This window comes from Mycobacterium sp. NGS19, assembly GCF_059813155.1.
Map to the genome: position 1 here is coordinate 106,175 of NZ_JCALEB010000008.1, position 12,406 is coordinate 118,580.

The 12,406-nt window shown below is 70.4% G+C and carries 8 protein-coding genes; 4 read left to right on the plus strand and 4 right to left on the minus strand.

Annotation, left to right across the window (positions count from 1 at the left end):
- Positions 1-51 precede the first annotated feature (51 nt).
- Genes AC5Y4N_RS20630 through AC5Y4N_RS20645 form a run of 4 tightly spaced genes read left to right on the plus strand, consistent with a single transcriptional unit; the run spans position 52 to position 6,651 of the window.
- Positions 52-669 (plus strand): urea amidolyase associated protein UAAP2, encoded by a 618-nt coding sequence (locus AC5Y4N_RS20630; protein ID WP_499911535.1) that lies wholly within the window; start codon positions 52-54, stop codon positions 667-669.
- Positions 666-4,283, plus strand: a complete 3,618-nt coding sequence (uca, locus tag AC5Y4N_RS20635; protein ID WP_499911352.1) for an urea carboxylase — start codon at positions 666-668, stop codon at positions 4,281-4,283. Before AC5Y4N_RS20630 ends, uca begins: the two co-directional genes overlap by 4 nt.
- Complete coding sequence (locus AC5Y4N_RS20640; protein WP_499911349.1) at positions 4,283-5,935, plus strand: allophanate hydrolase; 1,653 nt, start codon at positions 4,283-4,285, stop codon at positions 5,933-5,935. Before uca ends, AC5Y4N_RS20640 begins: the two co-directional genes overlap by 1 nt.
- 26 nt (positions 5,936-5,961) lie before the next feature.
- Positions 5,962-6,651 carry a TetR/AcrR family transcriptional regulator gene (locus AC5Y4N_RS20645; RefSeq protein ID WP_499911346.1) on the plus strand — a complete coding sequence of 230 codons (690 nt, stop codon included), beginning with the start codon at positions 5,962-5,964 and terminating at the stop codon, positions 6,649-6,651.
- Positions 6,652-6,718: 67 nt separating this feature from the next.
- Here AC5Y4N_RS20645 and AC5Y4N_RS20650 read toward each other — a convergent pair whose 3' ends face one another.
- The 4 genes from AC5Y4N_RS20650 to eccCa are packed head-to-tail and all read right to left on the minus strand — an operon-like array spanning position 6,719 to position 12,359.
- A complete protein-coding gene (locus AC5Y4N_RS20650; RefSeq protein WP_499911343.1) occupies positions 6,719-7,015 on the minus strand; it encodes a WXG100 family type VII secretion target in 297 nt (98 codons plus the stop codon).
- 8 nt (positions 7,016-7,023) lie between these two features.
- A complete protein-coding gene (locus AC5Y4N_RS20655; RefSeq protein ID WP_499911341.1) occupies positions 7,024-7,347 on the minus strand; it encodes a WXG100 family type VII secretion target in 324 nt (107 codons plus the stop codon).
- A gap of 18 nt (positions 7,348-7,365) precedes the next feature.
- Positions 7,366-8,577: a type VII secretion-associated protein gene (locus AC5Y4N_RS20660; protein ID WP_499911339.1), complete on the minus strand. Its 1,212-nt coding sequence runs from the start codon at positions 8,575-8,577 to the stop codon at positions 7,366-7,368.
- Positions 8,574-12,359: a type VII secretion protein EccCa gene (gene eccCa / locus AC5Y4N_RS20665; protein ID WP_499911338.1), complete on the minus strand. Its 3,786-nt coding sequence runs from the start codon at positions 12,357-12,359 to the stop codon at positions 8,574-8,576. Before eccCa ends, AC5Y4N_RS20660 begins: the two co-directional genes overlap by 4 nt.
- Positions 12,360-12,406 lie beyond the last annotated feature (47 nt).

Genomic DNA, 12,406 nt, shown 5'->3' on the forward strand with positions numbered 1-12,406 from the left:
CCCGTCGGCGCGGCGTGCGCCGACGACACTGCGCTCGACTGGGGCGAACCCATGGTCCCCGGACGGATAGTGCTCGACGACCGCGTCCCTCCCAACGGCCCGTGGTCGGCGGTCGTGCGCGCCGGGCAGGTGCTCACGATCGTCGACGTCGGCGGCAACCAGTCGGCGGACTGCCTGATCTACAACGCCGCAGACACCGCCGAGCGCTACAGCGTCCCCGACACACTGGCCTGGCAGCGCAACGCCTACGTCCGCACCGGCACGGTGCTGCGCAGCAACGAGGGCGCAGCCCTGATGACCGTGGTCGGCAACGAGATCGACCGCCAGGACACGATCGGCGGTGCCTGCTCCAAGGAGTCGAACACCCTGCGCTACGGCCACCACGTGATGTTCCATCACGGTTGCCGGGAGAACTTCCTTTCCGAGGCGATCCGCCACGGTCTGGGGCTGGCGGATTTGGTGTCGAACCTGAACTGGTTCATGAACGTTCCGGTGGAGCCCGACGGTGCGCTGGGCATCGTCGACGGAATGTCTGCGCCCGGCAAGCGGGTCGCGCTGCGCGCCGAGATGGACGTGCTGGTGATCGTCTCGAACTGCCCGCAGATGAACAACCCGTGCAACGACTTCAACCCGACGCCGCTGCGGATGCTGGTGGTCGAATCGGCATGAGTGCGACGAACTCCGGCACCGTCCTGGTGGCCAACCGCGGTGAGATCGCCCGCCGCGTCATCCGCACAGTGCACCGCATGGGAATGCAGGCGGTGGCTGTCTACTCCGACGCCGACCGCGCCGCGCCGCATGTGCGTGAAGCCGACCACGCGGTGCGGCTGGGGCCGGCCCCGGCGCGCGACTCGTACTTGCGCGGTGAGGCGATCGTCGAGGCCGCGTTGGGCAGCGGCGCCACGATCATCCACCCCGGTTACGGATTCCTTTCGGAGAGCGCGGCTTTCGCCCAGGCCGTGGAGTCGCAGGGCATCCGGTTCGCGGGGCCGACGGCGCGCCAGATCGCCGCGTTCGGCGAAAAGCACACCGCCCGCGCGCTCGCCAGCGCGGCCAACGTGCCGCTGCTGGCCGGAACTTCACTGCTCAGCGACGCCGACGAAGCGGTGGCCGCCGCCGAGGCGATCGGTTTCCCGGTGATGGTCAAGGCCACCGGTGGCGGTGGCGGCATCGGCTTGCAGGCCTGCGCCGACGCCGACGAGGTACGGGCCGCGTTCACACGGGTCGCGGCGATGGCCGAGGCGAACTTCGGCTCCGCGGGCGTGTTCCTCGAGCGCCTGGTGCGGCCCGCCCGGCACGTCGAGGTCCAGGTGTTCGGTGACGGAACGGGACGGGTGGCCGTGCTGGGCGACCGGGACTGCTCCTTGCAGCGGCGCAACCAGAAGGTGATCGAGGAGGCTCCTGCCCCGGCGCTGCCCGACCACGTGCGGGAGCTGCTGCACACTTCGGCGCGCGACCTGCTCGCGTCGGTGCGCTACCGCAGCGCCGGCACCGTCGAGTTCGTCTACGACCCGATCCGCGAAGAAGCCGCCTTCCTGGAGGTCAATACCCGCCTGCAGGTGGAGCATCCCGTCACCGAGGAGATCTTCGGAGTTGACCTGGTGGAGTTGATGCTGGCGCTGGCCCGCGACGGCAGCGTCGACGACGACGTGTTCACCCGCACCTGGGTTCCCAGCGGGTTCGCGGTCGAGGCGCGCGTCTACGCCGAGGACCCGGCCAAGGACTCACTGCCGTCGTCGGGCCTGGTCACTCAGGCGGTCTTTCCCGGGCAGGGCGCCGACGCGATCCCGGGTGTGCGCGTGGACGGCTACATCGAGGCGGGACTTGAGGTTTCGCCGTTCTACGATCCGATGCTGGCCAAGCTCGTCGCCACCGGGCCGACCCGCGACGACGCGCTGGACCTGCTGCGCGAGGCGCTGGCAGCCAGCCGCGTGGACGGCATCGTGACCAACCTCGGGCTGTTGCGCGTGCTCACCGACGACACCGCGCTGCGCGCGGCGGCGCACTGCACCTGCAGCCTCGCGGGCAGCGGTGATCCCGACCCGCGCATCGACGTGCTCGATCCCGGCCCGCTGACCACGGTTCAGGACCTGCCCGGCCGGCTCGGCTACTGGCACGTCGGCGTGCCGCCGAGCGGCCCGTTCGACGCGGTCTCGTTCACCGAGGCCAACCTCGCCGTCGGAAATTCCGCCGGCGCGGCCGGGCTCGAGGTCACCGCCGGCGGTCTGCGCGTGCGTTTCTCGGCGCCGTCGGTGGTGTGTGTCGCCGGCGCACCCGTGCCGGTGAGTGTCGACGGCCAGCCGGTCGCGATGTGGGAGCCGTTCGACGTTCCCGGCGGAGCCGTGCTGGCGCTCGGCGTCTCAGCGGGCCCGGGCCTGCGCACGTACGTGGCGATCCGCGGCGGCATCGACGTGCCGTCGTATCTGGGCAGCGCGTCGACGTTCACCCTCGGCGGGTTCGGCGGGCATGCCGGCCGGGCGCTGGTGTCCGGTGACGTGCTGCGCACCCGCTCGGCCGACTCGGCGGAGAACGCCAGCGGGCTGGGCCGCATCGCCGGATCCACCCCCGCGCACCGGCGCCCGGCGATCCAGAACCATTGGGAGATCGGGGTTCTCGAAGGACCGCACGCCGCGCCGGAGTTCTTCACCCGCTCCGACATCGACGTGTTGTTCACCACCGACTACGTGGTGCACCACAACTCGGCGCGCACCGGGATCCGCCTGATCGGGCCGAAACCCGAGTGGGCGCGCCGCGACGGCGGCGATGCGGGCCTGCACCCGTCGAACATTCACGACACCGCGTACGCGGTCGGCGCCATCGACTTCACCGGCGACACGCCGATCATCCTCGGCCCCGACGGCCCGTCGCTCGGCGGCTTTGTCTGCCCGGCGGTCGTCGCAAGCGCGGAGCGCTGGAAACTCGGCCAGCTGCGCCCCGGCGACACGGTCCGCTTCGTCGCCGTCCGCGAGTCCGATGCGAGTTCGCTTGCCGCGCAACGCGGTTCACCCACGGTACGCAGCCGTGGCGGCGACGGCGACGACGGGGTGATCGCCCGTCTCGACGCCAGCGACGACCGCCCCGCCGTGACGTATCGGCGCGACGGCGACGTGAACCTGCTCGTCGAGTACGGGCCGATGGAACTCGACCTGTCGCTGCGGATGCGCGTGCACGCCCTGCAAGAGACGCTGGCCGAGCACGCCCCGGCCGGCATCGTCGACGTCACTCCCGGCATCCGGTCGCTGCAGATCCACACCGATCCCAGCCTCTTGTCGCCTCGCGCCCTCGCCGCGCTGCTCGCTGAGCTGGAGGACGAGGTGCCGCCCACCCATGAGCTCGTCGTCCCGTCCCGCACAGTGCGGCTACCGCTGAGCTGGGACGACCCCGCGACCCGGCTTGCGATCGAGCGGTACATGACCGGCGTGCGCGACGACGCACCGTGGTGCCCGGACAACATCGAATTCATCAGGCGCATCAACGGATTGGAGTCGGTCGACGACGTGCACCGCATCGTCTTCGACGCCAGCTACCTGGTGTTGGGGCTGGGCGACGTGTACCTGGGCGCTCCGGTGGCCACGCCGCTGGATCCGCGCCACCGTCTGGTCACCACGAAGTACAACCCGGCGCGCACCTGGACCGCGGAGAACTCGGTCGGCATCGGCGGGGCGTACCTGTGCATCTACGGTATGGAGGGACCCGGCGGGTACCAGTTCGTGGGGCGCACCGTGCAGATCTGGAACCGGTTCCGCTCCGGCGGCCTGTTCCGCGACAACCCGTGGGCGCTGCGGTTCTTCGACCGCATCGAGTGGTACCCCGTCGGCGCCGACGAACTGCTGGAGCTGCGCGCCGAAACTGCAGCCGGGCGCGCCGAATTCGACACCGTCGATTCGGTGTTCGCCCTCGCCGACTACACCCGGTTCCTCGCCGACAACGCCGACTCGATTGCGCAGTTCCGGGCCCGGCAGTCGGCCGCGTTCGAGGCGGAAAAGCAGCGCTGGCGGCGGTCCGGCGAGTTCGACCGCCGAGACGAGCCGACGGACGCTGCGCCGCAACAGGTTTCGGTTCCCGACGGTGCCGCCCCGGTCACCGCGCCGTTCACCGCGACGGTGTGGCAGGTGCGCGCCGACGTCGGCAGCCGGGTGACCGAGGGCGACCTGCTGTTCTCGTTGGAGGCGATGAAGATGGAAAGCCACGTCACCTCGCCGGCCAGCGGCACGCTGGTCGAGGTCTACGTCAAGGCCGGTGAACAGGTGGCGCCGGGCCAGCTGCTGGCCGCGGTGCGCTGATGGACCCCCGGGATGCCGTCGCGGCGGCGTTCGAGCGGATCCGCGCGGCGGACCGCCCGGAGGTGTGGATTACGCTGCGCGACCGCGGCGAGGCACTGGAGGAAGCCGGCGCCGTCGACCCGGGCCTGCCGCTGGCCGGGCGGGTGTTCGCGGTGAAGGACAACATCGACGTCGCGGGGCTGCCGACGACGGCGGCCGCCCCGTCGTTTCGCTATGTGCCACAACGCGATTCGACGGCGGTCGCCCGGCTGCGCGCGGCCGGGGCGGTGGTGCTCGGCAAGACCAACCTGGATCAGTTCGCCACCGGGCTGGTGGGCACCCGCAGCCCGTACGGTGCGGTGCGCAACGCGTGGGACCCGTCGCGCATCGCCGGCGGCTCGTCGTCGGGGTCGGCGGTCGCGGTGGCGCTGGGCATGGTGGACTTCGCGCTCGGCACCGACACCGCCGGGTCGGGGCGGGTGCCCGCCGCGCTCAACGGCATCGTCGGCGTCAAGCCGACACGGGGTCTCATTCCGGTGACCGGCGTGGTGCCGGCCTGCTACCGGCTCGACTGCGTCAGTGTCTTCGCCCGCGATATGGCGCTGGCCCGCGCCGCGGCCGAGACGATGACCGGTCCCGACGGCTCCCCGTTGTGCCGCACCGAATCCCCGATCCGGCCCGCGCCGGCACGCCCGCGCATCGCGGTTCCGGCGGCGCACCAGCTGGACGGGCTCGCCGACGGCTGGCAAGAGGCCTTCACCGCGGCGGTGAACCGGTTCGCGGCAGTCGGCGCCGAGATCGTCGAGACCGACATCACCGCGCTGCTGCAGGCCGCCGCGCTGCTGTATCGCGGGGCATTCGTCGCCGAGCGCTACGCGGCGGTCGGCGCACACATCGAGCAGCACACCGACCTCGTCGGCACCACGCTCGACCCCACCGTGGCGGCGATCATCTTGTCCGCCCGCACCAAGACCGCCGCCGACTGGGCAGCCGACACCGCCAAGCTGGCGTACCTTGCCGCAGCGGCCCGCTCCGCCCTGGACGGCTGCGCAGCACTGTTGACCCCGACCACCACGTGGCATCCCACGCTGGCTCAGGTGGCCGCCGATCCCGTCGGCGCCAACGACCGCATGGGCAGGTTCACCAACTTCGCGAACCTTCTCGACTTCGCGTCGCTGGCCATTCCCGCCGGCTTCGTCGACGGTCTGCCGTTCGGCGCGATGCTCACCGGGGACGCGTTCAGCGACCGGATGCTCGCCGAACTGGCCCAGCGGTTCGCCAATCCGGCGGTCGAGCTGTTCGTCGTGGGTGCGCATCTGAGCGGTCAACCGTTGAACCGTCAGCTGGTCGAGGCCGGCGGCACGCTGGTCGGCCCGGCGGCGACGGCCCCGCAGTACCGGCTGCACGCGCTGCGCACGGTGCCCGCTAAGCCGGGTCTGGTGCGCGTCGGCGGGGGCGGGGTCAGCGTGGCCGGGGAACTGTGGCGGCTGCCCGCCGCGGGGTTCGGAATGTTCGTCGCCGCGGTGCCGGCACCGATGGTGATCGGCAGAGTGGCTCTGGCCGACGGCGGCGAGGTCAGCGGCTTTCTCGTCGAACCGGCCGCGGTGGCCGGTGCGCCCGACATCAGCGACTGCGGTGGCTGGCGCAACTACCTCGCGGCCGCCGCGACGTGACCGGCCCGCCGAACGTTCGTGCGAAGATGAGCGACATGGTGTCGCGGCCACGGCTCGGACGACCCCGCCACACGCCGGAGGAGCCCGACGCCGACACGTCGCCGCGCCAGCAGATCCTCGACGCTGCCGCCGCGCTGTTCGTCGAACACGGCTTCGCCGCGACCTCCACCCGCATGATCGCCGAACGGGTCGGTATCCGGCAGGCGTCGCTGTACTACCACTTCGCCGGCAAGGATGAGCTGCTGATCGAGCTGCTCACCACGTCGGTCAGGCCCAGTCTGGAGGCGGTGGAGGCGATCGAGGCGCTGGTGCCGCAACAGGCGAGCGCCGCGGCCGCGCTGTACCTGCTGGCCACGGTCGACGTCGGCACGCTGACCCGCATTCCCCACAACGTCGGCACCCTCTACCTGCTGCCGGAGATTCAGCACGAACGCTACGACAGCTTCCGGGCCGAGCGACGCCAGCTGCAGGACGCCTATGCCCGGCTCGGAATGCTCGCGGCCACCCCGTCGGTGCGCGCGGGCGTCACGGCGACGCAGCTGGGCGAGCTGCTGATCCAGCTCACCGAGGTGGTCATCCAAATTCGCCGGGCACGCGACCCCGACCAGTCCGACGCCGGTGTGATCGGGGCGGCGTGCCTGCGAGTGTGCGGACTTTCCGACCGGGCCGTCGAGGCGGCCCGAACCGAGGCTGCCGCGCTGGCCTCGCTCGTCTGACCGCAGCCATGCCTGTGCGGGTCCCGACGGCTCCCCTCCATCGAGACCCGCACAGCGGTCTTCGGGCTCAGCGCCCCCAGGCGTTTGCGGCCCGGCGGTCGGTGGCGGCGACATCGTCGGCGCCATCCCGGACGGCGTTGGCCAACCGGAACAGGATGTCGTTCAGCGCGGCGGCCGACGAGTCCCACATGGACTGCTCGACCTGGTATGCGTCGGCGGCCTCGCGTGTCCAGACCTGGCGCAGCGGCGTGATCTGCGCCCGCAGGTCGTCGAGCGCGGCGTTGAGGCGTCCCGCAGTCGCATGGATGTCTTGGCGCACCGAGAACTCGATCTCGGCGAAGTTGTACGAGAGAACGGGATCCATCACGTCTCCTAGAGGTTTCCGCCGATGGCGCCGATCTGCTGCGAGTGGGTCTCGCCCGCATCGCGCAGCACCCGCTCGTTGGCGCGGATGGTTTCTGCAATGCCTTGCAGCGCCTGGTGCAGCTTCATCGACTCGCTGTTCCAGCGGTCGACGACGCCCTTGAAGGCCGTCGCGGCGTTGCCGCCCCAGACCGACGCGGGCACGTTCGTCATCCGGTCGATGAAGCCCCGCAGCATGGTGCGGATCTCGTCGTTGCGGGCGTCGATCTTGCCCGCGACGTTGTGCATCAGGTCGAAGTCGGTGGTGAGACTGCCCGGCCCGGGTGAGGTCATGTCGGTCCTTTCAGGTCGTTATGTGGTGTTGGACTGTGGCTGCGGCGCAACGGTTCCCGCTCTTTCGCCGGCATCTCGAGCGGTCGCCACGGCCCGCTCGCACGCCGCCCGCACCGCCTCCTCGGATCCGCGGGGGCTCTGGCAGCCGATACTGATCCGCACCCTGCCGTCGAGCAGCACTGTCCAGCGCACGTCGTGGCCCGCCCGGACCTCGGTGTACGTGACCGCAGGCCGGCCCGCCCGGCGGCCGGCCGCTTCGAAGCGGACGAAGACCCCCGGTGGTTCATCGAGCAGTGCACGACGCAACGTGTCGGCGGTGGCCTGCAACGTCTCGCCCGGCGGCACCGGCGACTGGGTCAGATGCACGGCGACGTGCGGATTGGCCGGTGACGTCACCTGTACCCGTGCCGAACCCGGGCCGCTCGTGATGCGCCGCGCGGTCCAGTCCGCCGGCACTTCGACCACCACCCTGCCCTCGACCAGCATGGTCGGCGCCGGCGCTGACGGCCCGCCCGCGACGACGACGATCGCCCCCACGGCGAGTGCCGCCGCCACGGCCGCGCCCATGGTCTGCCACAGCCGGCGCGACGGCCGTCGCGACGCCGGCGGCAAGTCGACCGGCGCTGGCGAGTCGTGATGGGCGGCTCGTTCCCCGGCCGCAGCCATCAGCCGGTCGTCGTCGACGACGGTGACCTCGAACGCACCCACGTCGGCGATCAGTCGGCCGAGTTCCGCCGCCCCGCCGACGCCGTCGGCGCAGTCGACGACAACCGCGCCGTGTCCACCGGCCAGTGACCTCGCCGCATCCGCCACTTCGGCGGCGACCTCGGCGGGACTCCCCACCCGCGAGACGGCCCGGGCCGGCCTGTCATCGGCCGGACGGCTCAGCGCCACAAGCGATTCGGCGATCTCGACGACCACCGCCGGGTGCCGCCGGACCGCGGCTGCCAGCACTGCCGCCCGGCGGATCACCTCGACTTCGGACACCACGCTGCATGCGGCATCCTGAATGGTGGCGATGCGACGTTGCGGCCACCACGACGGGCAGATCAGCACCGCGGCGCCGTCGAGCATGGCGGCGAACACATCATGCCACAACGCCGCCACGGCGACGGGTTGTCCGTCGACCGACACGAAATCGTCGTCGATGCTGTCGACGGCCACTGCTGCGCGATGATCCGACGTCCCTGCGCTTTTCACGACGCGCGGGCCGACGACGACAACAGTCACGGGCCTGGCACCCAGGCCAGTTGCACGACCCGTTCGCTCCCGCGGGTGATCAAACGTGCGCGTCCCGGCGGCAGCGGGCCCGGTCGCGAGGTGCCCAGCAGCACACCCTCGTCGGGGCTGGCGCTCATCATCAGCCCGATGCACCCGAGCTCACGCATCCGCGCGAGCAGCGGGTCAAACAGTGCCCGGCCCGCTCCTCCTGAGCGCCGCGCCACCACCAGATGAAGGCCCACATCTCGTGCGTGCGGCAGCAATTCGACGACCGGTGCGAATTGAGCGGCCGAGACGAGGTCGAAGTCGTCGACGATCACGTACAGGTCCGGACCCGACCACCACGACCGCGAGCGCAATTGCCGTTGGTCGACGTCCGGCCCGGGCAGGCGCGCCCTCAACCGCTCCACGAGGGCGGACAGCTGTGCCGACAACACCGGTTCTGACATCACGTATCCGGCCAGGTGCTCGGATTCGACCACCCCCAGCAGCGTGCGCCGGTAATCGACGATCAACAGCTGCGCGTGGTCGGCGCTGTGATTGCGGACGAGTTCAGTGCATAGCAGCCGAAGCGTCGCCGTCTTGCCGCATTCGCTGTCACCGAAAATCAGCATGTGCTGTTGCTGACTGAATTCCAATGCAACACAATCGAGTTCGTCTTCGTCGAGGCCGAGCGCCATCGCGTCGGGCAGCTGTTCGACGATCGCGCTGTGGTCGACGCGCTGCGGCAGTAGCCGCACTTCAGGTGCGGTGAGGGCGGGGTACCGGGTCCGGATCGCCGCGGCCGCGTCCGCGAGCGCCGCGGAAAGGTCTGCGGTGTCGTGCTTGCCGTCGAGCCGTGGCAGCCCGACGAGCAGATGCATGCCGTCGGCGGTGATGCCGCGCCCCGGCCGGCCCAGCGGAACCTGTTGAGCCGCACGGCGATTGACCTCCGAGTCGCCCGGCTCGCCGAGCCGTAATTCGACACGGGTGCCGAGCTGATCCTTCAACGCAGGCCGGATCTCCGCCCAGCGAGAGGCCGTCAGTACGACGTGGACGCCGTATGACAGGCCGCGCGTCGCCAGCGCAGTGATCGCAGTTTCCAAGCCGTCGAAATCGTCACGCAGGCTGCCCCATCCGTCGACCACCAGGAAGACGTCACCGAACCGGTCGTCGCCGACACCAGGGTCGCCAGCCGTGCGGCGCCGGCGGTATTCGGCCATCGAGTCGATGCCGAGCCGGTGAAACACCGTCTCGCGTGTGCGCAACACCGCGGCCAGCTCGGCGACGGTCCGGCGAACGACGTCGGTATCGGCTCTGCCGGCTACCGATCCCACGTGCGGGAGCGCGGTGAGCGGCGACAGCACACCGCCGCCGAGGTCGATGCAGTAGAGCTGCACCTGATCCGGTCCGTGGGTGGCGGCCAATGCGGTGACCAGCGTCCGCGCGGCCGTCGACTTGCCCGCCTGCGGCCCTCCGACGATCGCGACGTTGCCGGCGGCACCGGACAAGTCGACGAGCAGCGGGTCGCGGCGCTGCGCGAACGGGCGGTCGACCACGCCGATCGGCACGGTGAGCAGTCCACCCGAGTGGCCGAGCAGTTGGTCGAGCGGCGGCGATTGAGTCAACGGTGCCAGCCACACCTTGTGCGCGGGCGTGCCGTGTCCGGCCAGCCGGTCGAGCACCGTGTTCATGACGGTCTTGCCGCTCGCCCGAGCGGCCGGCGGCTGAAGGGTGACCGTCGGGCCCATCGGTGCCGCGGTGAACACACGCACTCCACGTGCAACCTGATGTGTTGGGGCCGCATCCGGGATGCGGGACGGCCCCGACACATATGCGGTCTGAAACGCCACCGGCTCGTTGGATCCGACCTTCAGGAAAGCTGCGCCGGGTGTGGCGGGTAGGTGGAAGGCATCCGGACGGCCGATCACCGCACGGGACTCGTTTGGCGAGAACGTCTTCAAGCAGACCCGGTACGACAGGTGGGATTCCAGGCCGCGTAACCGGCCCTCGTCGAGCCGCTGACTGGCCAGCAGCAGGTGCATGCGCAGTGAGCGGCCCAGTCGGCCGATCGCCACGAAGGTCTCGGCGAAATCGGGATGCTGGCTGAGCAGTTCGGAGAATTCGTCGACGATCACCACGAGAGTCGGTAGCGGGGCAAGCGAGGCGCCGGCCTGCCGTGCTCGTTCGTAGTCGGCGACGCTGGAGTAGGCGCCGGCCGCCCGCAAAGTCTCTTGCCGCCGGTTCATCTCACCGGCCAGCGCGTCCTTCATGCGTGCGACCAAGTGCGCCTCGTCGGACAGGTTCGTGATCACCGCTGACACATGCCGGGCGCGGTCCAGGCCCAGAAACGTTGCGCCGCCCTTGAAGTCGACGAGCACGAGGTTCAGCGACTCGGGCGGGTGCGTTGCGATCAGCCCGAGGGTCAGCGTGCGCAAGAACTCGCTCTTGCCTGACCCGGTGGCACCCACACACAGCCCGTGCGGGCCCATGCCGTTCTCCGCGGCCTCTTTGAGGTCCAGTTCAACCACGTCGCCGGACGGTGTCACACCGACGGGCACACGAAGTCTGTGCCGGGGCAGGCGCTCTCGCCAGGCCGTCGAGGGGTGGATTGTTCGAGGGTTGTCCATGCCCACCAGCTGTGCCCAATCGTGTGGCTGGCCCTCGACGGCGCGCGTGCCGGTGGTGTTCCGGTACGACGCCAGTCGCCGTGCACACACGTCGGCGTCGACAACGGTCATCGCATCGGGCCGGGCGACCACTTCACGGACATCTGCGAGCACCGCTACCTCGTCGGCCGAGACGTCGAGCCGAAGGCAGGCCGCCGCATGGCACCGGTTGCCGTGCTCCAGGATCGTCACGTCGCCGCGCTCGAGGCGGCGGTCCGCCGCGGCCACATCTCCCCCGTCGACCACCACCACCGTGTGCCGGGCCGGGTAGCCTTCGACGGACTCGATGCTGCGGTAGTGCAACCGCGCCGTGCCGCCAGGATCAGTGGCGCTTGAATGCTGATGGTGCGGAAGCCACTTCAGCCAGTCCCATTCATGAGCTGCCGTGTCGTCGACCACCGCAGCGATCGCGACCGACTCCGGGCCGTGAAGAACGCCGAGTTGGCACACCATCGCTCGCATCAGATCCCGGGCATGCCGTGGTGCCCCTTGCACTGACACCACACCGAACCTCCTGAGCGCCAGGGTGATCGGCAGCTCTGAGACGACGGAGTGGACGCGCAGGAAGTTGCGCAACGCGATTGCTGCCACGGGCTCGAGCTGGTCGACCGGGCTGAGGTCGGGTGCGGTTATCGCGGCGGCGGCTCGCTGGCTGCCCAGCCCGATGCGGACGTGGCAGAAATCCGAATCGGCGCTGCGGCGTTCCCACATTCGTCGTGTGCCGGCAAGCGTCCACAACGCCGGAGGGTCGGGATGCTGCCACCGCAGCGATTCCCACTGCCGGTGTGCGTTGTCGGCGACGTCGCCTCGCAGCCGGTCGAGGTATCTCACATAGTCTTTGCGGGTTTCATCGACCTCGGCGGCGCGGGCGCCCCCGCCTCGGCTCTGCGCGATCATCCCGATCGACGACATCGCCATCATCGCCGGAAAGAGCAATGCCGACGGATTGTGAGCGGCGCCGGCACCTGACCTGAGGAACAACACTGTCATGCCGGCTACCCCGACGAACATCACGATCGGTAGAAGCCGCGTGAGCGGGTGCACCGGTGACGGCCGCGGCGGATCCTCGGGCGCTTCGACGACGACGTCGCCGTCGGGTAGTGGTGGCCCCGCAGCGCGGGCGCTCGATTGCCAATCCGGCATGCGGCCAACGTTTGCGCCGCACCCGCCGAGCCGCAACCGGCTATCCA

Coding starts and splice junctions, on each gene's coding strand:
- uca (WP_499911352.1), top strand. CDS start 666: ATGAGTGCGACGAACTCCGGCACCGTCCTGGTGGCCAACCGCGGTGAG.
- eccCa (WP_499911338.1), bottom strand. CDS start 12,359: ATGCCGGATTGGCAATCGAGCGCCCGCGCTGCGGGGCCACCACTACCC.
- AC5Y4N_RS20655 (WP_499911341.1), bottom strand. CDS start 7,347: ATGACCTCACCCGGGCCGGGCAGTCTCACCACCGACTTCGACCTGATG.
- AC5Y4N_RS20630 (WP_499911535.1), top strand. CDS start 52: ATGGTCCCCGGACGGATAGTGCTCGACGACCGCGTCCCTCCCAACGGC.
- AC5Y4N_RS20650 (WP_499911343.1), bottom strand. CDS start 7,015: ATGGATCCCGTTCTCTCGTACAACTTCGCCGAGATCGAGTTCTCGGTG.
- AC5Y4N_RS20645 (WP_499911346.1), top strand. CDS start 5,962: ATGAGCGACATGGTGTCGCGGCCACGGCTCGGACGACCCCGCCACACG.
- AC5Y4N_RS20640 (WP_499911349.1), top strand. CDS start 4,283: ATGGACCCCCGGGATGCCGTCGCGGCGGCGTTCGAGCGGATCCGCGCG.